This window comes from Bradyrhizobium centrolobii (assembly GCF_001641635.1).
Taxonomy (GTDB): Bacteria; Pseudomonadota; Alphaproteobacteria; order Rhizobiales; family Xanthobacteraceae; genus Bradyrhizobium; species Bradyrhizobium centrolobii.
The window spans coordinates 45357-69661 of sequence record NZ_LUUB01000059.1 but is presented as its reverse complement, the minus strand read 5'-3'; the positions used below and the strand labels follow the sequence as shown (position 1 = coordinate 69661).

21 protein-coding genes, 2 pseudogenes and 1 riboswitch are annotated in these 24305 nt (G+C 57.9%); of the genes and pseudogenes, 11 read left to right on the top strand and 12 right to left on the bottom strand.

The window, feature by feature from the left end:
* Nucleotides 1-38: 38 nt before the first annotated feature.
* A pseudogene (locus AYJ54_RS18635) lies at nucleotides 39-353 on the bottom strand (transposase); the annotation flags it as partial.
* 251 nt (nucleotides 354-604) lie between these two features.
* Between AYJ54_RS18635 and AYJ54_RS49465 the strand changes: the two are divergent.
* On the top strand, nucleotides 605-886 hold the full coding sequence (locus AYJ54_RS49465; protein WP_136623790.1) for a ParB N-terminal domain-containing protein: 282 nt from the start codon (nucleotides 605-607) through the stop codon (nucleotides 884-886).
* Nucleotides 887-1126: 240 nt separating this feature from the next.
* Here the strand turns inward: AYJ54_RS49465 and AYJ54_RS18625 are convergent, their stop codons facing one another.
* The 3 genes from AYJ54_RS18625 to AYJ54_RS47405 all read right to left on the bottom strand — a co-directional run bounded on the left by AYJ54_RS18625 (nucleotide 1127) and on the right by AYJ54_RS47405 (nucleotide 3872).
* Nucleotides 1127-1903 (bottom strand): GntR family transcriptional regulator, encoded by a 777-nt coding sequence (locus AYJ54_RS18625; protein WP_201724218.1) that lies wholly within the window; start codon nucleotides 1901-1903, stop codon nucleotides 1127-1129.
* A gap of 91 nt (nucleotides 1904-1994) precedes the next feature.
* Nucleotides 1995-3041, bottom strand: a complete 1047-nt coding sequence (locus AYJ54_RS18620) for a PLP-dependent cysteine synthase family protein (protein ID WP_063700912.1) — start codon at nucleotides 3039-3041, stop codon at nucleotides 1995-1997.
* A 276-nt stretch (nucleotides 3042-3317) separates the two neighbouring features.
* Nucleotides 3318-3872 (bottom strand): GNAT family N-acetyltransferase, encoded by a 555-nt coding sequence (locus AYJ54_RS47405; protein ID WP_161491879.1) that lies wholly within the window; start codon nucleotides 3870-3872, stop codon nucleotides 3318-3320.
* Nucleotides 3873-4366: 494 nt separating this feature from the next.
* Here AYJ54_RS47405 and AYJ54_RS18610 point away from each other — a divergent pair, with 494 nt between their 5' ends.
* Entirely contained in the window at nucleotides 4367-5773 is a 1407-nt protein-coding gene (locus AYJ54_RS18610) for an MATE family efflux transporter (protein ID WP_063700908.1), read from the top strand.
* Between the two features lie 459 nt (nucleotides 5774-6232).
* Here the strand turns inward: AYJ54_RS18610 and AYJ54_RS18600 are convergent, their stop codons facing one another.
* From AYJ54_RS18600 to AYJ54_RS18585, 4 genes are all read right to left on the bottom strand, one after another.
* Complete coding sequence (locus AYJ54_RS18600) at nucleotides 6233-7492, bottom strand: D-amino acid dehydrogenase (protein WP_063700900.1); 1260 nt, start codon at nucleotides 7490-7492, stop codon at nucleotides 6233-6235.
* A gap of 133 nt (nucleotides 7493-7625) precedes the next feature.
* Nucleotides 7626-7725: riboswitch (glycine riboswitch) on the bottom strand.
* Between the two features lie 58 nt (nucleotides 7726-7783).
* Nucleotides 7784-8959 (bottom strand): trans-sulfuration enzyme family protein, encoded by a 1176-nt coding sequence (locus tag AYJ54_RS18595; protein WP_063700898.1) that lies wholly within the window; start codon nucleotides 8957-8959, stop codon nucleotides 7784-7786.
* A 146-nt stretch (nucleotides 8960-9105) separates the two neighbouring features.
* Nucleotides 9106-9987 (bottom strand): ectoine/hydroxyectoine ABC transporter substrate-binding protein EhuB, encoded by an 882-nt coding sequence (ehuB, locus tag AYJ54_RS18590; RefSeq protein WP_063700896.1) that lies wholly within the window; start codon nucleotides 9985-9987, stop codon nucleotides 9106-9108.
* 146 nt (nucleotides 9988-10133) lie between these two features.
* Nucleotides 10134-10934, bottom strand: coding sequence for a maleate cis-trans isomerase family protein (locus AYJ54_RS18585; protein ID WP_082905726.1), 801 nt, complete (start codon nucleotides 10932-10934; stop codon nucleotides 10134-10136).
* Nucleotides 10935-11233: 299 nt separating this feature from the next.
* On the opposite strand from AYJ54_RS18585, the gene AYJ54_RS18580 reads away from it, so the two are divergent.
* From AYJ54_RS18580 to AYJ54_RS18570, 3 genes are all read left to right on the top strand, one after another.
* Nucleotides 11234-12400: a M24 family metallopeptidase gene (locus tag AYJ54_RS18580; RefSeq protein ID WP_201724217.1), complete on the top strand. Its 1167-nt coding sequence runs from the start codon at nucleotides 11234-11236 to the stop codon at nucleotides 12398-12400.
* A gap of 116 nt (nucleotides 12401-12516) precedes the next feature.
* Nucleotides 12517-13530 (top strand): succinylglutamate desuccinylase/aspartoacylase family protein, encoded by a 1014-nt coding sequence (locus AYJ54_RS18575; protein WP_063700889.1) that lies wholly within the window; start codon nucleotides 12517-12519, stop codon nucleotides 13528-13530.
* A 414-nt stretch (nucleotides 13531-13944) separates the two neighbouring features.
* Nucleotides 13945-14664 carry a GntR family transcriptional regulator gene (locus tag AYJ54_RS18570; RefSeq protein WP_201724216.1) on the top strand — a complete coding sequence of 240 codons (720 nt, stop codon included), beginning with the start codon at nucleotides 13945-13947 and terminating at the stop codon, nucleotides 14662-14664.
* A gap of 427 nt (nucleotides 14665-15091) precedes the next feature.
* Here the strand turns inward: AYJ54_RS18570 and AYJ54_RS18565 are convergent, their stop codons facing one another.
* From AYJ54_RS18565 to ehuB (AYJ54_RS18550), 4 genes are all read right to left on the bottom strand, one after another.
* Complete coding sequence (locus AYJ54_RS18565) at nucleotides 15092-15853, bottom strand: amino acid ABC transporter ATP-binding protein (protein ID WP_063700886.1); 762 nt, start codon at nucleotides 15851-15853, stop codon at nucleotides 15092-15094.
* A gap of 16 nt (nucleotides 15854-15869) precedes the next feature.
* On the bottom strand, nucleotides 15870-16532 hold the full coding sequence (ehuD, locus tag AYJ54_RS18560; RefSeq protein WP_063700885.1) for an ectoine/hydroxyectoine ABC transporter permease subunit EhuD: 663 nt from the start codon (nucleotides 16530-16532) through the stop codon (nucleotides 15870-15872).
* Nucleotides 16532-17179 carry an amino acid ABC transporter permease gene (locus AYJ54_RS18555; protein WP_063700884.1) on the bottom strand — a complete coding sequence of 216 codons (648 nt, stop codon included), beginning with the start codon at nucleotides 17177-17179 and terminating at the stop codon, nucleotides 16532-16534. The genes ehuD and AYJ54_RS18555 overlap by 1 nt, the downstream gene beginning before the upstream one ends.
* A gap of 287 nt (nucleotides 17180-17466) precedes the next feature.
* Nucleotides 17467-18324 carry an ectoine/hydroxyectoine ABC transporter substrate-binding protein EhuB gene (gene ehuB, locus AYJ54_RS18550; protein ID WP_201724215.1) on the bottom strand — a complete coding sequence of 286 codons (858 nt, stop codon included), beginning with the start codon at nucleotides 18322-18324 and terminating at the stop codon, nucleotides 17467-17469.
* A 1570-nt stretch (nucleotides 18325-19894) separates the two neighbouring features.
* Here ehuB (AYJ54_RS18550) and AYJ54_RS18545 point away from each other — a divergent pair.
* The 6 genes and pseudogenes from AYJ54_RS18545 to AYJ54_RS53710 form a co-directional block, all read left to right on the top strand.
* Nucleotides 19895-20401, top strand: a complete 507-nt coding sequence (locus AYJ54_RS18545) for an avidin/streptavidin family protein (protein ID WP_063700961.1) — start codon at nucleotides 19895-19897, stop codon at nucleotides 20399-20401.
* 341 nt (nucleotides 20402-20742) lie between these two features.
* On the top strand, nucleotides 20743-21204 hold the full coding sequence (locus AYJ54_RS18540) for a hypothetical protein (protein ID WP_136623789.1): 462 nt from the start codon (nucleotides 20743-20745) through the stop codon (nucleotides 21202-21204).
* A gap of 435 nt (nucleotides 21205-21639) precedes the next feature.
* Complete coding sequence (locus tag AYJ54_RS18535; RefSeq protein WP_063700880.1) at nucleotides 21640-22446, top strand: hypothetical protein; 807 nt, start codon at nucleotides 21640-21642, stop codon at nucleotides 22444-22446.
* Nucleotides 22447-22673: 227 nt separating this feature from the next.
* On the top strand, nucleotides 22674-22862 hold the full coding sequence (locus tag AYJ54_RS47400; RefSeq protein WP_082905725.1) for a type II toxin-antitoxin system HicA family toxin: 189 nt from the start codon (nucleotides 22674-22676) through the stop codon (nucleotides 22860-22862).
* A 5-nt stretch (nucleotides 22863-22867) separates the two neighbouring features.
* Nucleotides 22868-23266, top strand: coding sequence for a type II toxin-antitoxin system HicB family antitoxin (locus AYJ54_RS18530; RefSeq protein ID WP_063700879.1), 399 nt, complete (start codon nucleotides 22868-22870; stop codon nucleotides 23264-23266).
* Between the two features lie 632 nt (nucleotides 23267-23898).
* A pseudogene (locus AYJ54_RS53710) lies at nucleotides 23899-24270 on the top strand (group II intron reverse transcriptase/maturase); the annotation flags it as partial.
* Nucleotides 24271-24305: the final 35 nt, after the last annotated feature.

Genomic DNA, 24305 nt, shown 5'->3' with positions numbered 1-24305 from the left:
GCTGGGCACGGCTGTCCGGTTGAGCAATCGCTTAGACTGAGGCTCATCTGTGGCTGATGTTGAGGGAAAGCAGGTATTGGATTGATCTGCGGTGCATGAGGTTGGCGCGGACGAGCCTGGCGAAGACGACCGGGCTTCGAACGGCTTTCTCAGCGGCCTGGGCCAGGCACAGCAGCAGAAAGGCGATCAGGGCGACGGCGATCTGGATGCGCACAGCATTCTTGGAGGTGCCGACGAGACGTGTGATCTTCAGGTCTGTTTGACCCAGCGAAAGATCGCGCGATGGCCCACCGCCGGCGTTTGAGCCCGGCAATGTCCTCGGCAGAGGCATCAGGGTCATTCGAGGCGCTGCGCCGAGGTGGGGAAGCCGCACTTCATGGCTCGAAAGAGACCCGTCACAATCTCGCGCAGCGCCGACGCCCCCGAAAGTTGACCGTGCAGCAACGCCACGAACTGTGACCTGGTCGGCAGCCGCGGCCTCGCGTCTGGCACGGTACGTGCCTCTTGTTCAGCCACGGCCTAAGAAGGACTCGGTTGTCGTGATGGATGGCGTCACGGCAGAACCTGACTGCAGCATGTAGATCAACACAGGGATGGTCAGAGAATGGGTGACGTGGCAATGTCGAGCTACAATATCGTCACACTGCCGGTTGCTCAGCTCAGACCGAGCGAAGAGATCGAACTTGAATGGGCTCAGATGCTGGCCCAGGTAATCGCCGAAGAGGGAAGGTGGACACAGCCGATCTTGGTTGAATGCAGTCAATCGGTGATTATGGATGGTCACCATCGCCATTTCTGCGCCACGACGCTAAATTTGTCACTTGTTCCATGCGTCCTGCTTTCTTATGACGATCCAAATTTTGGACGTAACCTATTGGCGCGATAGCACGCCTGTTGACGTGGAGCAGATCATCAAGGCCGGCCTCTCCGGCGATCTGATGAAATTCAAGACGACGCGACACCGCCTACACGTTCCACTGCCATCCTGCTCAGTTGATCTTAATGAGCTGAAGTGACGATCAGCGGGCCATTTAGCCCTGCCGGGCGCCGGGTCCAAGTTTAACGAGTGAGAGTTTGACTGCTTAACGGTCCATCCAGCTCGGATTTGGAAGGTCGTGTTGTGGATCTACCGTGCAATCACGCCCTTCTGCCTCGGCGCCCCACTGGCGTGCTTCGGCTTGGGTCGCAACTTAGTATCAGATTGGATATTCAAAGAATAGGAAAGTCGGTCAAAAGGAGCTTGCAGAATGCCGAATATCGTAAGGCCTTTCTTAGTCGTCGTGATCTTATACAGACGCCGCAACATTGGATAGCCATTTGGAATTGCGAATGCTTTCGCAACTTGTCGAGCTGCGGTCGACGCGTCGATGAGGTAAGAGATGTTCCGGATTCGAATCCCATGTCGGCCCAGCGCCTCAGTGACTGGCCGCGTCCCAAATTTATCAATGGTGGCATCGTCGACATCCGGCGACAGATAGGTGAAATCGTACGCGAGCGGCGGCTCGCCGGCGAAAAAGATCATCTTTCGCACGCAGAGCATCGCGTCACCAGGTGGGTTGAACATTTCCATTGCCGGATCAGATATCTTCTCCTTGGCAATAGATATCAGCCGTATGTTTGCCGTTTCCCAACATGCGATTCCGTCACTAAGATCAATCAGGGATCGTCTTTGTTCCTTAACAAAGGTACCCTTGCCGGCGATCGCAGTGACCGCTCCGATGGCCTGCAAGTCGCGCAAGGCCCGCTTAATTGTAATCGGACTGACGCCAAACTCCCTGCTCAGCGTCGCCGTCGACGGGATGGGGATGTTCGGCAGATATGTGCCATTCTTTATGCGATTCAGAGTCTCTTGGCGGACTGACTCATGAAGAGATCTCGAAGCACGCAGTTGCGGGGTGATCACGAACTTTCTCCGATTGCTTCCACTCCGCGTTTGATGCCGGAGCAAGAACTATGCGCGAAGGCGCTGATTTGGCCATCAATCGAATGAATGGTCATGTCAGCATTGTCGAGGAACGAGCGCGATCGATCTCATGTCGGCTGCGAGTTCCAAAGAGCCAGCCATCCAACTGAGCTGTGATTCCCGGATCGAGCAGGTGGCGCTGTGCCATCCACTCGTCATCGAAAATCGTGCTTAGATATTTCTCGCCGCCATCGGCAACCATTGTCACGACCGTGCCGGTCAGCTTGCCGGCCGCAATGAATTCCATCGCCTTGTAAATGGCGCCGCCGGTCGATCCGCCGACCAAAAGCCCCTTGCGTCGAGCGAAATAGCGCGCCGTTTCGAAGGCTTGTACGTCAGTAACTTGTACCCCCTCGTCGATGCACCCATAGTCCAATACCTTGCCGATGTCCTTGCCAGCCGGCGTTCCAGTGCCTGACTGATAGTAGGGATGCCCTGCCGTGCCGAACACTATGGAGCCGGCCGGCTCCACGCCGAGTGTGCGTATCGTCGGATTGTGCCGCTTGAGCCCTTGCGCAACGCCGGTTATAGATCCGCCTGTACCGACGCATGCTACGAACGCATCGATACCATCCGAAAGCTGAGCAACCAATTCTTCGACAAGACCGGCATAGCCCTTCGGATTTGCTGGATTGTCCCACTGATTCATGAACACAGCGCCGGGCAGTTGGGCTGCGAGATGTTCCGCTATCCGCTGCCGCTCCACGATCGCGACCTCGTCCTCGGCAAAATCTCCCTCTGCGTAGCGAATCTCCGCGCCCAGTGACCGCATTGTACGAATCTTGTCGGGAGCGGCATGATGGTCGACGATGGCAATGAACTGCAGGCCGAATTCTAACGCCGCGAGTGCGAGTCCTGTACCGGTATTTCCAGAAGACGATTCAATGATCGTGCCGCCTGGAGTGAGGCGACCGTCTTCAAGGGCGGCGACAACCATGCTTCGCGCCATACGGTCTTTCATCGAACCGCCAGGGTTGTTCTTTTCCAGCTTTAGCACCAAACGGGCATCCTGGTCGGGAACTTCGATCGACATTACGGGCGTCTGGCCTATCAACTGAGTTACCGTCGTGGGCAGCATCAAGCTTCTCCAACCGCTTTCCAACAAAGACTAAGACGCCGCGAAGGGCCTTCCGCGCCGCGATCAGGCTGACGCTGATATGGCTTCCGCAACGATCCCTCCGACACACCCGCACATTGACCGGATCAGTTGTTGTAGACGGGCTGATCATTGAGTTGCGAGATGGCGAAGGTCGAAGACCGGGTACGAGAAACGTTGTGGGGAGATAATTGCGACGAACAGATGCGAAGCCCTCGCGCACGCGCAACTGCAGCGCTCAAACGGCAGTAGTGATCGTCATCTCAGACCGACCTCATACTCAAGGATGTTCTGGGGCCCGATTGGTCCGGAGCAAAGCGCGCCTGTGTCACGAAAACCCCATTTCAGATAAGCCCCTCTAGCTGCGACGTTGCGCAGGTTCACGCTCAGCATGAGACGATTGATGCATGGTCGGTTTGTCGAGAGCCATTGAGCGGCTAGCCTCACTGCCGACCTGCCATAGCCGTTGCCCTGACGTTCGCGGCTAACTCGAAAGCTATGCAAGGTGACCGCGTCCGATGGCGCCCATTCGGGGAGCGCCTCTCTTTCACGCAGGACGAGGAAGCCAATAATCTCCCCGGTCACAACAATGGAGAACGGGTGCTCGAGTTCATGGCGCGAGCTATTCCGAAGCTCAGAGAATACGAAATCGAGGGCGCCCGCAAACTGCTCCTGCTCCCGGTCAAGCGTCAAATGAGCGACCAGCCGATAATCAGCACGAGACAACGATTCCAGGTTGGTGCCCTCGTCAGATGTCAAGTCATTGGATCGATCACCGCGCTTGCTGACAACAGAGTGTGATTGACGGCGCACGCGATGCTCCTCGGACGTGACCCGGACAAGAGTTGGCGCGATCAGAATGGACGTGCCCCTTAAGCTGGATCAACTACAAAGGTTGGTAGGTGGATCTCTGCGAGCTTACGTGTTGGGAGGTTCACCGCCTTCGATGCGGAATGTCGGATTTGAGACGCGCTGTCATATCCACGACGAGCGTCGCGGAGAAAATAGACTTTGAAACTGAGTTATCGGAGGTGGCACGAGCCTTGAAAAGGCGGACGGCATCCGGCACCGCCCACTGAAGGACTCCTAGCCATGACGCATAGAACCGTCGTATCGTCGTGCAAGAATGCGGATGCACTGACGCCATTGTGCGTCTGCTTACGCGCGAGACGACCCACGGGCTTACGCGGTGACCGGCCTGCCGATACGTGGTGTGCCGGACACTATTCGAGCCACCTGCCGCACGTGTTCTCCACCAAACGCGCGCGAGCTATGAGGCCGCGGCGTAACCGGCAGCAAAGGCTTCAATGAATAAGATGGCTGAAGCAAAGCCGTTCTTGGCTTCGCAGCACGAACCAATCGGCACGGCGGCTTACCAACACTTTGGCATGGAGCTCAGCGAAACCGCGAAACTAGCGCTACCGATTGTGTTGGCGCAGGTTGGCCAGATCACGATGATGACGACCGACCTTGTTTTTATTGGGCAACTCGGTGGCGAGGCGATTGCTGCAGCCGCGCTGGCTGGTAGGGTCTATCTCACCAGCTTCACCTTCAGCGCGGGCCTGCTAGCGGCAATTGTACCCCTCGCGGCACAGGCGTTCGGCGCCAATAATCGAGCCGTCGTACGGAGCACGGTACGCATGGGGCTTTGGGCGGCGCTACTGTCATCGTTCCCGATCATGGCGTGTGCACTGGGCGGAAAGCAAATACTTCTCGCTCTTGGCCAGGCGCCCGCCGCGGCGCGGCTCGCCCAACAATACTTGTTCGGACTGACCGGGGGCGTGGCGCCAGCGCTATGGTTTCTGGCCTTGCGCAGTTTCATGAGTGCAGTTGGTCGGCCAGAGCCGGTCTTATGGATCACACTGGCGGCTATTCCCTTAAATGCGCTGCTGGTTTATCTGCTGATCGACGGGAAGTTCGGTCTGCCCAGGCTGGAGTTGTTCGGGGTGGGCCTTGCCACCACCCTTGTGAACGTTGCGACATTCTTGGCAAGTGTATGCTTCGTACTGCTGCAACGTCCGCTCCGAGACTACCACGTGTTTACTCGTCTCTGGCGCTTCAATCGGCATTCAATGCGGCAGCTGATCCTGATCGGTATGCCAATCTCGCTCGCCTCCCTGATGAGCTACGGGCTATCCTTTGCTGCGTCTCTGTTAGCGGGGCTGATCAGCACGCGTGTGCTCGCCGCGCATCAGATTGCGTTTCACGTGGCGGCGATCTTGTTCATGGTTCCATTCGGCATCAGCATGGCGGCAGCGGTGCGCGTTGGCCAGGCCGTCGGGCGCAACGACAGTCCTGGAATGAAACGAGCTGGCCTGGCCGCGATGCTATTCGGTATGGTGATCACTGCGATACTGACGCTCGCGGTAATTGCCGCTCGTTTTGAGATCGCCGAGATGTTTTTGGGCGGATCCAGCCGCCATACCGACCCAACCATTTGGCTCGCTGCGGAGCTGCTTTTGGCGGGGGCGGCGTTTTTTATCACCGACGCTGTGCAGAGCATCGCGGCGGGCAGTCTAAGTGGACTGAAGGACACGCGAGTTCCGCTTCTATTCGCCGGCGTCGCTTATTGGCTGGTGGGCTTCTCGCTCAGCTACGTGCTCAGTTTGAGGATTGGCCTTGACGCCATTGGTATCTGGATTGGATTGTCGATCGGAAAGGCCCTATACGCAGCGCTCCTGGTTGTCCGCTTTCTGCTGCTGACGAGCAAATGAATATGCCCTCCTGAAAAGCGACATTCGTTACCACGCGGTGTTTTCGCGGGAAGATATCACAGAGCAGCGCCCTCCTGCATGACTTGATGAGAGCTGACGCGCTGGCTCTTAGAATGCTCGTTGCCGCGCGGGAGGAAGGTTCTTTCGCCTCGGACGAAGCGAAGCCCTTCACCGAACACGGAGGTCGGCAAGACCCTGTCGCTCGCCATGATCCGGTCTGGGGTGACCTTCTGCCGATGCATGCGCGAGTTCTTGCTCCTCCCGCCCAAGCTCGGCCCCCGCTTCCTTCTCGATAGCTGCGAGCTCATCGTTTCGCGGCCTTCGGCCCCTCTGCAACTCACCCCTGGGGTAGAATCCCGACACCGCGGGATTCTCATCATGTTCATCCAGTGCCGTGTGCGCGGTGCTACTGAAGGCGAGCGAGAAGGGCGCACGGAGGAGTTGGTTTTTTCCCCCTCTTCAGCCGGCGTTCTGCCTTGCCGTAACGAGAGCTGCGACGGCATCGGCCGTCGCAGCTGACAAGGTCCAACCGAGATGACCATGCCCGGTGTTGTAGAAGACGCGCGGATCCTGGCCTCGCATGACCCGCGGCAGCATATCGGGCATCATCGGCCGTAGACCTGCCCAGGGGACGGCTTGGCGCGTGCTCATGCCGGGGAAGTGCCTTCGGCACCATTGAACGAGTGGCTCGATTCGCGCCGTCCGAATGTCTTTGTTGTAACCATTGAATTCGGCCGTTCCCGCCACGCGAAAGCGGTTCGGCCCAAGCCGGCTGGTCACGATCTTGGCCCGGTCGTCGAGGAGACTCGTCCACGGTGCAGCGGCTTGGTCTGACTCTTCAGAAAGGTGGAGCGTGATCGAGTATCCTTTCACCGGATAAACATTGATGCGGTCGCCGAGACTGGCCGCGATCGGACGGGACATCACTCCTCCGCAGACAACGATCCGGTCGAAATCTTCTCGCAGCGTGCTGTCCTGCAGGGCTCCCTCCGTTGGCTTCCAATTCACGCCGATTGCGTCCCCGGTGCCACGCTCAACCGACTGGATCTCACTTGACCAGCGCATCGTCACACCCCGTCGCTCGCAGGCACGGGCCAGCCCGACGGTGAATTTGTGGATGTCACCGGTGAAGTCCGATGGCGTATAAAAGCCTCCGTAAAAATCACCCTTCAACGAAGGTTCGATCGCACGGATTTCCTCCGGCGTAACGGCTCGGCGCTCAAGGCCGCCCTTGGCAAGCAAAGCCGAGACCCTGCGAGCCGCCTCGAATTCCTCCTTACTGTGATAAAAATGAAGGATACCGCGTCTCTCGCAATCGAACGCGATGTCTTCCTCACGCGCCATGCGCATCAGATGGGCTCGCGCCTCGATCGCAAGACGCGCGGTTGTGAGCGTGTTCTCCTCGTACTTGGGGATCGAGGCAACGAACTCGGCCATCCAAGATAGCTTGTGCCAGGACGGCTTGGGATTGACGAGAAGCGGAGCTCCCGGCGTGAACATCCATTTGATGCCCTTCAGGACCGTGGCCCAGCTGTTCCAGACCTCGGCATTTGAAGCCGACAACTGCCCGCCGTTGGCGAAGGAGGTTTCCATCGCAGCGTAAGGCTGACGGTCAAAGACCGTCACCTGGCGGCCGCGCATGGCGAGATTGTAGGCGGTCGTGATGCCGGTGATTCCTGCGCCGATGATGGCGACACGTGAGGTATTGGAAGTGCTCATAGGTGCTCCGTCCCGCCTTATACGGGTGATTGGCACCCCTCATTGGCCTGAGAGCTTCATCGCCGCCCACTCATTTGGGCCGCGACTTTCACCATCGGCGCAGAACTGCCGTCCTGCCTTTCAGAGTTCAAGTACGAAAAAAGCGGTACTTTTGCCTGAGAGTTTCCGGGGTGGTTGCTCCGTCGGCGCCGTTCCTGTCCTGAAGCAGAAACGGTCTCTCCCGCTCATCCCAAAATTGCTAGCGATACACCAAGCCGTCAAGCTTGGCTTTCTTGGTCCACAGATGTGGCATCAGCCAAGTAGAACATCCGACATTCTCTCAATGTCGCGCCAAAGATCTTCAGCGCTCTCAAGGCCGATGCTAAGTCGGATATAGCTTACATCTTCGTGCGCGGGCATTGCGTGCCGCTCGCCTGCAACGACCATGGGCGCGACAATGCTTCGCGTGCCTCCCCAAGAAGCACCTATGGCGAACGTTCTCAACTGGTCTAGAGCGCGGTCGACCTTACCGGGATCCACGCCCTCCAGCAGGAGGCTGAAAACACCGGAGCAACCCGCGAAATCACGCCGCCATAAAGCGTGGCCGGAGAACGAAGGAAGACATGGATGCAAAACCTTAAAACCTGAAGCTTCCAACCGTTGTGCGAATTGCTCGCTCAACGCGCCGGCGTGCCTTATTCGAAGAGCCATCGTCTGGATGCCGCGCAATGCGTGCGAGCAATCATCGGGGGAAGTGCCCACCCCCAGAGCTCCCAAAGCGGCCCGAAACCGCGCGTATAGATCAAGGTCATCTAGAATGATCGCGCCGAGAAGGATGTCGGAGTGGCCGCCCGCGTATTTGGTGATAGCTTCGGCAACGATATCTACGCCCAGGCTCAGAGGTTTGCAGAGCAAACCGGTCGCCCACGTATTGTCGCATCCCAGAAGGGCACCAGAGTTTCTGCACCTGGCCGCGATGGCGGGGATATCGCAGATTTCCATTGTCGTTGAGCCCGGCGACTCGACCCAGACAAGCTTCGTTGCGCCGGGGCGAATCTTGGCTTCCAGGTCAGCAAGACGTGTCGGATCAAAGTACTCAACGTCTACTCCGAAGGAATGAAGAATGGTCCGCGCGAACAGCTTCACCGGGGGATAGACATTGTCAGTGATCAACACATGGTCGCCGCGCTTCAACAGCGCGAGCATGACGGTGGTTATCGCCGCTTGCCCCGAAGGCACGATGATCGAACGGGCGGCGGAATGAATTTCGGCTAGCTGGCTTTCCAGAGTTCGTGTCGTTGGAGTTCCAGCCAGTCCATAGGTATAGCCATCCGGCGACCGCGCCGCACGTGAGCGATAGGCAGCCGCGTTTGGGAAGACAATTGTTGATGCTCGATAAACAGGAACCGTGAGGCTGGCGAACCCCTCGAGCGAAGCGGCTGGTGGTACAACGCACAGCGTGTCGTTGTTGTTTGAGCTGGTGTTCATGGCGGCCTAAGGATTCTAGACTTCTGCTCTACTGCCGCGAGCGATCAAGATGTTTTGCGGCTGTGATAGATCGTCTGCCGAAGAGAGCCCGACGGCGATATGCGGACTGATGACGGGCGGCAATAGTGTGGGTCTGCTAGTGTCGTTTAGCGGTAATCACTTCCGCAAAGCTCTTTCGCCGTAACGCCGGTGGGCGTTGCATCTCGCTCGGGAAAGCCGTAGTTCATGATGGTTTTAGCGACAACGCCCTCTCGATTTTTCTCGGCGAGGCCTTGATCGATCAAGTCACGGAATTCTTTGTCTTCAGGCCGAAATGCGAAGGAGGAATAGTGGATCATCTCCTTGCCGTCCACGACTTCCCTGAACGGTTCTGCGCGCTCCAATCCCTTGACGTTAGGGTCCCTCAAGCTGCCGACAATCGCTCCTGAGGCATTGATGAGCATGTCGACCCGTCCGGCGAGGAGTGCTGCCAATCCAGTCGGATGGTCTGGGAACAACTGAATTCGCTCCTTAGGCACGCCCGCCGCCGACATGTATTCCAGCGATGCTGCGCCGCGCAAATTGCCGACCCGGATTTTCGGATTCTCGGCCATGTCCTGATAACCGTGAATGCTCAGCGGATTGCCAGCTTTCACCAGAATGGCGTTGCCGCGGGGCCCGCCGACCGGATTTGAGAAGGCAACCTGCTTGCATCGATTGGGCGTTACGTACATGCCGCCGGCAATGACGTCGATGCGCTTCGCCATCAAACTCGGAATCAGCGCGCCAAAATCCATGGCCTGGAACTCAATCGTTTTGAGCCCAAGCGATTTCGCAACCTCGCGTAAAATCTCCGGCTGTGTACCGGCGATTCCTCCGTCCTTGACGAAGCCATCTGGCCAAGCGTTATAGACACCAATCGTGAGTTTCCCTTCGGCGGCAACTTTTTCTTTCAAGGTCTGCGAAAGAGCCGGCGGGCTCAGGAGAGCCACGTAAAGCACAGAAGCCGTCAGAAATGCGACGTTGCGGGTCATGGTCGCGAGTTTCATGATAATTCCCCTCGGTTGAGCTGTGGTGCCGGCCTTTTTAGGCTGGTCTTTTTTGCGTTCTTCAAAGGATAGTTGCGCTATGATTTCTCGCGTCCTGACCTCTGTTTTCCTGGACGCCGCAGTGAGGCGACCGGGGCGGGGCTCCGTCAGAGCGTAAACAACTTACCCCAGCCTTTAACGCTTTCGTCGTAACCGGCAAGCCGAAGGGCTTGCCAGCAAAGGGCTTGATTGGACGTAATGATGTTCTTGCCGGTCTCCGCTTCAAGCGGCTCGATGACCGCTGCGGCGCGCATCTGGGTACAAGAGACGATGATGGTGTCGACCCCATCTTCCGCGGCCAGATCGCGTACCGAGCTCTTGATGCTTTCTGCCGAAATGAAAGGTGAATCGAACCGGACCACGCCGCCGTCTTTAGAGAATTCGGCCGCAGCAGGTACCGGGAAGCCCTCGGCTTCAATTGCGGAAATCATTTTTTCCGCAACATCTCGCGGATAGGGCGAGACATAACCGATGCGTTTTGCATTGAGACTCCGCAAAGCTCCCACAATTCCCGAAAACGGATCGACGACCTGAGCGTTGGGATGAACGGCTTGCACCCTGCGCTGCAGCTCTTGCGGGCCGATGATCATGGCTGCCGAGGTGCAGCCCAGGGCAACAACGTCCGACGTTCGCCTGGAGTTGATCTGCGCCAGCGCTTGGTCAAGTCCGGAGAATGCATCCTTCAGTAGGTCGACCGAAAGCGACGTTGCAGTATTGCCGGGCGTCGAGATTCGACTCTCATATAAGGCTACGCCGGGAAGGGTGAGCATGGCTCGCGCTTCATGTGACAGGGTCTGATCGTTATCCATCACGATCATGCCAATGTGCGCTTTTGCGCCGATGCCTCCATCGACTTCATAGGGTGCTTTTGACCATTTCCTGGCACCCGCGTCCTTGGTCCCAACCATTTGAGTCCTCTCGGGCAGCTTGATGCGGCCGCAGCTTACGGATTTCGCCCGCTGAAGGCGCGCTTCCAACCTACAGCTGCGTTCCTGGTTAGTCCGCGACCACCATAAATCTGATACACCGGGTATATCCGGTATGTCAATATCATGTTGACATAGTAGGTATATGAGGTATGTGAAGGTGCGTTGCGAGGATGCGGGCGGCGTCGGCACTTCCGAGCATCTCGCCGGAACGGCGACACCGTCCGTTCAGTGCTGCGAAGTCTGCCTCATGGAAATGCAATTGGGCGATGGAGAAAAACATGGCGATGCCTCCCCTATGGCCAGGTGAAGCGGAGATCGGAGAGCGCATTGAGCGCTTGCGCGCCAACATGGCAGACGCACGCATCGATGCCATGGTTCTGACGTCGCGCCAGAATTTCGAATATTACTCCGGGTTCAGGACGCTGTTCTGGACCTCGGACACCAGGCCGTTGTTGGCGATCGCGCGACGTGACCGCGCCGGGATCGCGATCGTCATCAACAGCTCGGAGGAGCGCAACGCGCAAGCGTGGCCGAACCGCCATGTTCAGCCGCTCTACTATCATGGCTATACAGACGTTGCCGTATCCGCGACAGGCGCGTTTCTGAGTGATCTACCAGCCGGCGCTGCCGTTGGATTTGACTATGGGCTCGACATGTTCGGGCGCGGGTCAATCGCACTGATCGACTACTTGAGGGCCGCGCCGCACAACTTCCGCCTTTCGGACCAGGCCGACTTGATCTGGCGGCAGCGGCTCATCAAGAGCCGGCACGAACTGGATACCAAGCGCGAGGTTTGCCGTATTGCAACGGAGAGCTTCTTCGCTGGCCTCGCCGATCTGCGCATCGGCATGAATGAATATGAATTCGGCCAGCTGCTCAAGCAGCGAATGATTGGATTGGGAGCCGATAGCGTCGACTGGCTTCCCGTCCGCTTCGATCCCGCAGGAAAGAGCTACGCGCAACCGAACTATGATTTCCGTCTTGCTCACGGCAATTTCATCTGGGTCGACATGGGCGCCCGCCGTGCTGATCAGATCAGTGATCTGGATCGGGTTGCCAAGGTCGGTAAAGCAACGCCTGAGCAGGAAGACCTCTATGGGTTCGTTAGAAGCGTGACGCTCCGATTGGCGGAAAAAATAAGGCCAGGCATGACAGGCGAAAAGGTCTATCACCTTTTTGAGGAGCTCTGGTCAGAACGCAACCTGTCTCGCCTCACAGCGGCGGGCCGTGTCGGCCACGGCTCAGGTATTGCCTTGACTGAGCCGCCATCACTGATGGCCGGATCGAGCGAGATCATTCTGGAAGACATGGTCTTACATCTCGAGCCCAAGCTTGAGATGGCCGGAGGGGTATACCAGACCGAAGAAGTCTTCCGAGTTACAACAACCGGTCCTGAATTTCTCAGCGACATCGCACCTGAGCGGTTACCCATCGTCGATCTGTGAAAGTACCCGGCCGGGCTCGGGAGCGGCATTCGTGCAGCAAAAGCAAACATCGTTGCCGATGGCCTTCTCAGACGTGAGACCGACGTAATTTGATTATCTACTAATCAGGGTACCTAATGAAGAGCCGCGTCTGGAGTAAGATCGATTTCTCGGCCATCGGAATGCAGGCCGACTATGCTCGCGTCCCCTATTCGTCGGACACATCCGCTTACGGCTGGATACCGGTTCCCATACTCTGTTTCAACGGCGGCAACAGACCAACGGCCCTCTTGACCGCAGGAACGCACGGCGACGAGTACGAGGGGCAAATTGCATTGCGTAACCTTGCCCGGGAATTGTCATCCTGTGCAAATCTGCGCGGTCGTGTCATCATCCTGCCTGCTCTAAATTGGCCCGCCGTCAGCGCCGGCCGCCGCAATTCGCCGCTGGATGAGGGTAACCTGAACCGTGCGTTTCCGGGCGATGCGGATAGTGGGCCAACCGCAATGATCGCCCATTATGTGACGTCAGAACTGTTTCCTTTGGCAGATCTGGTTATCGATCTTCATTCGGGAGGCCGCTCGCTCGACTATTTGCCAGTTGCGCTGGCAAGGCCCGGTCGAAATGACACTGAGGCCGCCGCGATCTTGCGACTTCTAAAATGCTTTGGTGCGCCGTATGGAGCGATCACGGATGGGGCAGGGGCAGGCGCCGGATCAACTCTCTACGCCGCCGCTGAGCAACACGGAATTCCAGCCCTCACAACGGAGTTGGGTCTTGGGGCCACTCTCTCAGAACGTGGTCTCGGGATCGCAGAGCGCGGTCTGAGGAGGGTTCTGCACGATTATGGAATCGTTCCAGCCGTGGGTGCGATCGAGGCAGGCTCTTCCGTGATCCTCAAGTATCAAAGCCCGCACAACTCCATCTACGCGCCTTGCGATGGCCTGTTCGAGCCGTTCGTCAAGCCCGGCGATGAGGTGAAGACGAACCAGCCGGCCGGCCGTGTCTATCCACTGAGTAGTGCCGTTGCCGAACCGGTCGAACTAAAATTCTCGGCCTCAGGTCTGGTTGCTTACCGCCGCTTTCCGACCTTAACTCACACCGGCGATGCTCTCTTCGGCCTAATGTCGGTGATGGGAGAGGCGGCTTGATAGTCCAGGACGACCGCGCCCGATTTCGAGACCACGCAGGACAATGAGGGACGTTGCAGTTGCGGTTTAAGGACCGTGCGGCGCCTCTTCGCTCCTGTCGTGTGCGAGGCGAAGCAAGCCGGTTCGCCTTCATCTCGAATGAGCCGAGATCGGGAACCTGCCCCATCTTCGGCCAATATGGCGCGGTTTGAGGCACGAAAGTTGACATGTGATGGCAAGCATACTAGGTATGCCATGGCTGGATCGCGAGACATGCCCGTTCGCGTCAGGGCGCCTGGATGTGCGATCGAGGTTATCAGGGCGAATGTCCCTTGGCGCCAATCGGAATACAGGGCCTTTCGGCCAGAGCGAGATTGAATCGAAATGTCGGTAGCACCCTCTCGTCTGCGCCCAACCTCGTCGCTCCACGTCACAGTGCGTGAGGAAATTCTCAAGCGCATTTCCAATGGGACATATCAGCCGGATGCTCCGATTCCCTCCACCGCGATGCTTGGGGAGGAATTCGGAGTCAGCCTCATTACGATCAAACGGGCTCTTCGCGATCTTCAAGCTGCCGGCATGATTGTCTCAGTTGCTGGAAAAGGTACCTACGTCAAAAAGCAGACCAGGATTCTGCGCAAGCTGGATATGACGGCGCCCTCTTTTGAGGGGACCACAATGCAATTACTTTCGGTTACCCGTGAGAAGATTGCAGATCCCGTTATGCTTACCTTCAGTCCTCCGAGGGAAGCAATGCTATGCGTCCGCAAGACCATATTTATCGATGATATGCCATTCTTATACGACTCGACATATCTGTCGGCAGACGTCGCCGATGAGATCGTCGATGAGTTTTCCGAGCGGTTGGTCACTGAAGCGCTGCGCCGTCACAATATCCTTGTGACAAATACAGATCTCATCATTGACGCCGCTCCGGCCACTGGCCAGGTCGAAGACGTATTTGGTATTCCGACTGGATACCCAATTCTTCGACGCTTTTACAAGTTCAGCACGGACACTGCGGACATCTCGATCTATGGTGTCCTCCAAGCTCCCTTCGACCGACTTTCGTGTTCTGTCAGCTTCCCGGCGCGCAATGGACGCGCCTCGCGTCCAGGCGCTTCTAGCGTCGGTTCTTCAAAGCATCGCGCCTGACAACCTCAGCATTCGACGAAAGCCGCAGACGTCCGGTATCCGACTGAGCCGCATCCCGAAACGAGCAGAGTGCCATTTTGACGGCAGCTGATCGGCGGTCGACTATAGAGCGGCGATTCCCGTGACCTTGTAAGCTGGTCTGGATCGAGATGTCTCAACAGCGAGGATCAAGCGGGTTAGTGCGTAGCCAGGCGCTTGCGCAGCATAGGCCTGTGAAAGCCCTTAGGGGACTCGGCAATAGCGCGTGTCGCGAAGGGGCGTGGCCCGAGCCGCGTCGATCTTGTCATCGCCCGCTACTGCTTCGGCGCTCAAGCTCGACAGCTCAATCTGCTCGAGGAGCGGGGTCATGCACTGCGACTGCCGGCCCTACAATTTGCGCCTGAGCCTCGCCATGACGGAGCTTGCGTTCTAACCAGTAGCTTGAGGTTCAGTGCAGCATCTGACCGAGGAATTGCTGCGCCCGGGGATGTTCGGGGTTCTTGAAGAACTTGGAGGGCGCGGCTTGCTCGATGATTCTGCCTGAGTCCATAAAGATAATCCGGTCGGCAACCTCACGCGCGAACCCCATTTCGTGGGTCACACAAATCATTGTCATACCGTCCCTCGCGAGCTCGGTCATAACATCAAGGACCTCTTTGATCATCTCTGGATCCAGCGCCGATGTAGGCTCATCAAACAGCATAAGCTTTGGCTTCATGCACAATGCTCGCGCGATGGCGACACGCTGCTGCTGGCCGCCCGAGAGCTGCGTCGGGAACTTATGAGCCTGCTCAGGAATGCGGACTTTCTTGAGGTTCTCCATCGCAATTTCCTCGGCCTGGTCTCTGGCCAGCTTTCGTGCCCGAACGAGCGCCAGTGTGCAGTTATCCAACACCGTCAGGTGTGGAAACAGGTTGAATTGCTGAAACACCATCCCAACATCGCGCCGCAGCTCGGCCAAGCCCTTCATTCCCTTGTACAGCTCTACACCGTTCACGATAAGGCGGCCCTTTTCGTGTGTCTCTAATTGGTTGATGCATCGGACGAGTGTCGACTTCCCGGACCCGGATGGGCCGCAAACGACGATCCGCTCTCCAACCGCAACGGACAAATCCACATTGTGAAGAACCTGGAACGATCCATACCACTTGCAAAGCTGCTCCATCGTTACGGCAGCATTGCCCGAACAGGAGTTCGTTTGAAGAGCCATCTGTTTCTCCAAGACTTTAGTGAGAGGGAGCTGTCAGTCCGAGCCGGCGCTCGAGCTGAGTAATGCCGGCCACCGCAACCAGGGACATCGCTAGGAAAAGGACACCAACGTCGAACATGGGTTCGGCGTAGCGATATGTATCGGATGCAACGTCCAGCGCGCTTCCGAGCAATTCCGGCACGGAAATGACAGCCAGCAACGGTGTCGATTTCAAGATCGAAATCGAATAGGCGCCGAGCGGCGCAGCGACGTTCCGCAGCATTTGTGGAAGAATAACGAACCTGATCATGTCAGCCCAGCTGAGCCCAAGGCTCTGAGCCGCTTCGCTTTGCCCGGCAGGGACGGCATCGATTCCTGCCTTGAATACTTCGGACATGTACCCAGAGTAATAGAAGCTTAGTCCGAACGAACCGACGAGGAGAGCCGGGAGCGTCACACCGTAATAGGGGAGCACAAAGAAAAGAAAATATATCTGCACAAGCGCAGGCGTCGATCGAATCGCGTCAATGACGAATTGGACCACCGGCCGGACAGTGGCGTGAGATCGTCGAAGCAATTCCCAGAACAGCCCAAGAGCAGCTGCTCCAATGAAGCTGATGATCGCGATCATCACCGTATTGCCGATCCCTTCAAGCACCCGGGGAACGATCTCGATTGCGAAAGAAAAATTGAAATTCATTAGCGGGCCTTTCGAGTGGCAAATCGCCGTTCGACGTGGCGACCGAAGATAGTGACCGGGTAGCAAAGGATCAGGTACGAAAGAGCCAAAGCTGAGTAGATACCGACGGGATTATACCCAAGCTCGGAAATCTGCTTCGCGCGGAATGTCATGTCGGTCAGCGCAATAAGGGAGACCAGAGTGGTGCCCTTGATGAGCTGGATGGCCTGATTGATGAAGGTCGGAAACATCGCGGTAATCGCCTGAGGCAGTTCGATCAAGCGAAGTACGTCGAAGCGACTTAGTCCAAGGGCCAGACCGGCTTCTCGCTGGCCCTTATTGAGCGACTGGAGCGCGGCGCGTACCGACTGGCTACCATATCCGCCAATGTTGAACCCGAGCACCATGGCTCCGACAGTGATACCCGAAAGAAAGATACCGAAAGCAGGCAGCGTGTAGTAAAAGGCGTAGAGAAGGACGATGACGGATGAGCTTCGCCAAAACTCAATTACGGCGGTGACAATCCAGCGTAATGGTCCGGTCGCAAAATGCTGCAGAACGCCCGCAATCACCGCGAATGGTATGGCAAATAAGAGCCCGAGGGTGGCCACAGCCGCGGTTATGCCAAAGCCCTCGTAGATTGATCGAAGTATTGCGAAAAAGCTCACCAGTCCCGCTCCCGTTCACGTGTCTGTCGATCTCGGACACTTATGTTCGTTGCGTAGCCCATGTGCTTGAAGCGAGCGCTGTCTTTAGTCGCGCTCAGCAACTCACAATGTGAGAGCCGAGTGCTGGTGCGCCTCGCCGGCGGTTGCAGGCTCTCCCGCCTAAAGGTCAGTCGTCGAGCATATCCGAGCTATGCCAATCGATGAGCTGCAGCACGGATATTTGGTAGAGAATTTGCCGGTCGCACCAAGGCCCGGCTGGCGAGCCGATGGGATGAACGGAGCTATCTCTACCGATAATTGTCACCGCATAGGTCCTTAGCCGTGAGTCCAGCAGGGACCAACTCCGTGTCGGTGAAGTCGTACTTGGCCATGATCTGCTTAATCGTTCCCGTAGACTTCAGGGTTGCAAAACTTTCATTGTATCGGTCGCGCAGCTCTTTATCTTCCGGCCTGAACACCATGGCGGTGTAAAAGGCTGACTCGCGGCCGTTTTCAACGACGCCTTTGAATGGAAGAGCACGCTCGACCTTACCTTGGACGGCGGGGTCCTTGAGCGCGTTGATCGCAGTGGGAACAGACCAAGCGATGGCGTCAATCCGACCGGCGAATAGCGCCGCAATGATCGATTTGCCGCCGTCAAATTGAAGGATCCTTTCTCTTGGGATGCCTGCCTTGAAGGCGTTTTCAACGTTGGTGGTCCCGCGGGCGCCTCCAATGCGCAGGTCAGGGTTATTGGCAATATCGGTGTAGCTGTGAAGGTTTTTCGGATTGCCCGGAAGAACGACAAGCGCATCGCCAATAGCGAGATCGGGTTCGGTGAATATGACCTGCTGGCATCGTACGGGCGTGATCGCCATGCCAGTTGCGACGATGTCAATACGCCTGGACACGAGACTGGGGATCAACGCAGGAAATTCGACAATTGCGAATTCAATGTTGCTGATTCCAAGTGACCCAAGAACGGCTCTGAGCAAGTCAGGGTGGATTCCGGATATGGAGCCGTCTTCGTTCTTATATCCCCATGGCGCGACGTTATAGATGCCGACGGTGATAGTAGCGTTGTTCCGAACGCGATCGGCGAGTGCCTCGGCCGCGCTCTGGTGGTGAACCGCTGCCGCAAGCGCGAGAGATAGCGCATCTGCCAATACAGCCCTTCTCCCGGTCCTATAATTTTCCATCCCTGGTCTCTCAGCTCACAGGCTGGTCCATTAGGTATACTAGGTATGACCCATTGTCAAACGACAAGGAAAGTGGCGGGTAATACGGCGGGGCTGGCAGCGGGTTGCCCGGACACAGCTACGAACGGCCAGTCTTCCGAATGCTGTCCACCTGCGTCATCCCGGTGGGTGCTCCCGAGATCCTCAAAAACACCGCCATAGCCAACTTCCGCCAGAAGACGGATGCGTGCAGTTCTCGTCGCTCGCTTCTTTCGGCGCCTTGGGAATAGACGGTCCGCGGACGGGCCGGCACGAACAAAGTCGCAATCGAAGTTTGCTCAACTCCGTCCGATGAAGGGCATGCCCTGTTCTAAACAGAAGGATGCTTCAACATTAACGAGTGCACCCTCAGGAGCCGCCACGAGCTCGCGGGCGAAAGGGGGCGCTCAAGTGCAACTGCATCGGCAAGAATTCGAGGCAACTCGACGGCTTTGGGCTGGCGTATGTCGAGTTGTGGAAGGCACCCGGATCTGAGATACACGGCCCGGCAGTGGCGGCAGGACGCATTTGGACAAGTCGATACGTGGCTGCGCGCCATGGGCTTTGCGTAGCTGAGGCGCAAAGCTTCGAGCAGGCGGGCGGCAGGCCCGATGTTCTTGGCGGTTTCGGATCAACATTCGACATCTGCGCCATAGGCACTCGCGCAACCTTCGTGAGATCTATGCCGGCATACCGCGATGCTGCCGATGCGCTTGCTTTGAGGTGCGCTCGGTGCGTCTAAAGAGCCGTAAAGCGAAGCTTTGGCTGTTCCGGTGGGTCTGCGATGAGGCTTGAACCCGCTGATCCGAGCACAGACATGGTCGTTCTCGCTGGTCGAGCGCCGACAGGCGCGTCGGCTTCACTCGGACCAGCCGTTAGGGTCAGCGAATACGATTCCGATGGCCGGCTCAGATTGTTATGTTGATGCGGCCTGCTGGACTCCTGCGCAACGGAGGCGAAAACGACGCAAAGGCTACGTCATCCGCTTATGTTCGCAGGTTTGACGCCCGCAGACGACGATAGTTTCGGCCTTGAGACGCGCCGACATAGCGTCGCGGGTTGTTGGCGCACCAGCGGAACGCGTCACGATACGATCCGTCGCGAGAAGGGATCTATTGGAAAGAGCAGAGCTTGTGGCGGTTCCCAATCTCATCGTTTTGGATCGTCCGCTGGCCCGCCCTTTGCTTGTGCCGAAATCTGCGGCTCAGGCCAGTCGAGTGCGGTCCATGGCTAGGACTTAGTGGCTCGGTTCGTACATCAGACCTCGGGAGACAATGATGCCCTGAGCTGCAGCTGTTGTCTCCCAGGCGCGACGCGCCGTCACGGTAAGTCTCTCAGAAGGAAAATTGCGCCAGCCACGCTTCGCCGAGTTCTGCAAAGGCAAATAGATCGCCAAGCGAATGAGGAAAAATAATCAACTACTAGAAGTGATAGCAGTTTACGCACGTATAAATTGCAACGCTCCAAAATTGGCGCTATAGGCAAATCGCTACCCTTCTGGAGCGACATGGAGTTGGCAATGTCTCACGCAAATTGGAAATGGACGCATTGGATGCTATCGGCCTGCCTGTGGCTGCTATTGGCAGCGACGGCAGATGCCCAAACCTTCTGGACCTGGACGAACCAATACGGCTCAACCCTGACGGTCAACAGCTACAATCAGAGCACCGGCGCAATTTCCGGGACCTATACGAACAAGGCGGCGAACAGCTGCGACCAAGGCGCGCCTCAGACGATGACAGGGTGGCTTGCACAGACCAGTAGCGGCACAGCCATCAGCTTCGCGGTCAACTTCGCAGGCTGTGGCTCGACGACCGTGTGGACCGGACAGCTCAACAATGCCTCGGGCTTTCAGGGGCTTTGGCTACTTTCGCTCGCCGAGCCTGTGGCATGGAATGGCGTCAGCGCCGGCGCGGACACTTTCACTTTCGCAAGCGGCGATAAGTCGAAACTGGCAGCCGCAGGGGGCGAAGCGTTGAGGGGCGAGGCAGTCGAAAAGCTCTCGAACACGAAGAATCGCAAATAACTTAAGATCAGTCGCGTGACGATCCGAATAGGGTCGTCACGTGGGCTGTTCCTCCGCGGAGTTACTGGCCAAGATCATTGCGAGGGCAGGCAGCGATTCGTCAGAGAGAATTTCGTCCCCTCTTGCGCAGACGTATATCCTGAAATTTTATACGGGGTGCCTCGCAGAGTGTCAGGGCGCCTTTCCTCGCCACACGTTTCATCGTCCTCACGCGTGCTCTTGCCCTCAATATTGGGTGGTTGCCGAAACTGGCCGCGTACCGACACCGGTTGTGCTATTCAAGAGCCGTTCAGTCGGCTCAACTCTACCGACCTCGCCTCGAAGAGGTTGGCGTCGACGGAATGACTGTCGAACGGTACCGGTGCGGTCGGGCGCCGCTGCGCTGGGCCACGCAGCTGGTTTCAGAACGGCGAGCTCTGGCTCGCCAGCAACACCATGATCGTGCGCGAGCGCGGCGGCCGGCCCGAGTGGGTGCCAACCCGCTTCATTCCCGCCGTATAAACCTCGAAGCGATCTTCGAGAAGACCCATGCGGCGGTCGCGTTCGCCGTCCAGCACCTGAGCCTGAAGTTTCCGCGCAAGGTGGAGATGGGGCTTGTCGGAACGACGGACGTCGCACTCGCAGTCGATCAGGAGCGAATGCTTCCGATCCGGAAGGAGAAGATCGTCATGCGTCAGGACCTCGCTGACGAAGCGGGCCTCGAAAGCGCGCTGCTCGCGTTCTTCGAGCAGGTGCACGACGCCGCCGGCTTCGCGGGGCCGGCCGTGATGTTCGGCTTCCCACCAGACAAGCCAAGCGCCTGAACGTCGCTAGGCGAACGGCAAGCTTCCAAGGCCCGGCGAGATATTCCCATACCTGCAATCCCGTCACGGCCCCGCCGTACGGTTCGAGCTCGCCTCCCGAACTTCGCTGCAGTTGCTTCAGAGCGCGCTTTCTCCACCGCGCCGTGAGCGGCCTTTGGTAGACGGCTGACCGATTTCAAGAGGAGCAGGCTTGAGACCAATTAAAAAATCTATCGGACTGTCAGGATTGATCCCCGTCTGCCCGCGCCCAATGTTTTTGGAACGTTGTAGGTCAAGCGGTCGAGGAGGCGAACGTGGTCACTGAGATTAAGGCCGACTGTTGAGTTCGGTCGGACCGGGGCCGTCGGCTCAAGAGCCGATGCATGGTCTTTCGGCGGCGCCCGGTCATACCGCTCCGCTGAGTATTAGATTTCGACCCAACTCTGGATCCTTCTGATGACCACATCCGCGCTCAACGTCGCCGAAGCTTCACTGGTGCTCGAGCAGCCGGCCCCAAGGCGCCGCCTTCGGGCTGCGACCACCGTCGCCGCTCTCTTTGGCCTGCTGGCGGTCACGGCAATCCCCCTGAGCGAAGGTTTCTCGGTCGGCGGTCGCGCGGCTGTGGGGCAAAAGCTTTCGACCGTGGGCGCTCGGGTCGAGGATTTCGTACCTGAGGATCGCGGCAAGCTCTCCAAGCCCATTATCGGCGGTTTGATCGCGGGCGCCGCGTCGACCGTCGGCAAGCGAGTGGCAGGCGCCTTGGTCGACGCGTCCTGGCCGGTGGCGCAGGCTTGGTTCGATCGAAAAACCCATAAGACCGACCAGATGATTTGGGCCGGACCGCTTCACATCGTCAACGGTAAGCCCGATGGCCGTGACGACACGGTGACGACGTTGAAGTTCGACGGAGACGGAAATCTGGCTCTCGCATACAGGCTAGCCCGGTTTTCCGCGATAATGGGCTTCGACGTCGGCAAGTTCAAGATGTCGGCGACCGCCACGATGGTGGACGGCGACTGCTCTTGCACCTACCGCTCGTACGGGCCGGAGGTCGAAGTCTGGACCACCGGTGTCGTCCAGCAGACGTGGCGTTCCGAGAAAAACCACCGAATCTACTCCGTCGTCGCCGCAATGGACTCGAACGGACAACTGGCATCGGGCCAGGTCACAGCGAGCTTCGGCGGCGTTACGATGACCCGTCCTGCCGTCTTCGGCTCGTCCCATGACAAGTTGAATGCGGACAAGCGACTCGACAACTATTGAAGTGGCGCTGTCGTGTTCGAGCAGCCTCGGTCGCTCCGGCGGACGGGGAAGGTGCAGACCTTGCCGTCAGGGGCGCGGTTGGCAAGCGTCTGACGTATCGTCTAGCTGAGAGGGACTTCAGTCGCTGGATAGGCGGCTGCTATCGTTAGAATTTTCGGTCCTGAGGTCGGAACCGCTAGGTCAACTTTATGTTGACAATGTACATAGGGTGTGTATAAGTACACACCATGAAAAGCCGGGAAATTATCTCGGCCCTTCAAGGGGATGGATGGTTTGAGGTGGCCCGGAAAGGCAGCCATGTGCAATTCAAACATCCATCCAAAAAGGGCCGCGTAACTGTTCCGCACCCCGAACGGGATGTCCCGATCGGGACACTTAAGAGTATCGAAAAGCAGTCAGGTCTCAAACTGAGGTAAGAGCCATGCGTAACTATATTGGTCTTATCCATAAGGATGCCGACAGCGATTTCGGCGTCGCATTTCCAGACTTCCCCGGAGTGATCACTGCTGGCAAAAGCCTTGATGACGCTCGTGCTATGGCAGAGGAAGCCCTCACCCTTCATATCGAGGGTCTTGCTGAAGATGGAGAAGCCATTCCGGAGCCCTCTGCTCTAGAGGACGTTATGGCCGATGCTGATAACCGGACGGGGGTAGCTATTTTGGTGTCGGTCAAAACCGAACAGCCAAAGGCTATACGCGTGAATGTCACTCTTCCTGAGGACGTTCTGGATCAAATCGACAAGTACGCTGAAGCGCACGGCTTCACTAGATCGGGCCTTCTAACTCAAGCGGCGAAGAGGCTCATAGCAGAAGCCGCCTAATATCAAGGATCCGAACTCGTTCGGGGCCTTTCTTTGTGTGCGCCAGGCATGGCGCGGAGCGCCGTGACTGGCGCGATTTGGCCGGAGTGGTGTCTGGCCGATGACTTGGAGGTGAGAGTCCTCTACGGACCCTGGTGATGGGAACCGTTAGCCGAACAGCAAGGGCGTCGTCGTGAGGCGGGGTCTGAAGGAAGCTGTAAGCAAAGTGCCGGCCTGACGAACAGCCAGCGCATAAGAGGCGTCCGCATCCGGGCGAGGGAGCACAAATTCCCGAAGCCCGATGTCACCCGGAGGGTGCGGCCGTAGATGCGACAGGTATATGGCACGAAGGTCACGCGACTAACCCTGGGAGGTCTGTCGTCCTGCCCCTGGCAACGGGTGTGCTACCGGCGTCGCAAGACGTCGGGACGGGGCGGCAGAAGTCAGCAGAGGCTGTAGTAGCCGGCAGCACCAAGCCGGCGAAGGGCCGAACGTCGAGTACCGGAGGAGGCCGGTCTGTCGATGGTGATAGCAGATGCAGACGATGATGCTGAGATGCGTCATGCCCGCTCCGAGGGCAGCGGCCGGAAGCCGCCAGAGCAGGAGACGGGTGCATCAAACACCACGGCAAGACCGCAACCTTCCTTCCGGAGATGGAAGTGCGGCTGATGGAGAAGATCGTCAGCCGAGATAACATGATGGCGGCCTACCATCGGGTCATGGCGAACAAGGGCGCCGCGGGCATCGATCGGATGACCGTGGAGCAGTTGCAGCCGTATCTGAAGGAGCATTGGCCGCGCATCAGGGAAGAACTGCTGGAAGGCCGCTACTGGCCGCAGCCGGTGCGCGGGGTGGAAATCCCCAAGCCCGGCGGAGGGATGCGCCAACTGGGCATCCCGACGGTGATGGACCGGCTGATCCAGCAGGCGATGCATCAGGTGCTGATGCCGCTGTTCGATCTAGGCTTCTCCAAGGCTTCGTACGGCTTCCGTCCGGGGCGCAGCGCGCACGATGCGGTACTTGCCGCGCGGGCGCACGTGGCCGAGGGTCGGCGCTTCGT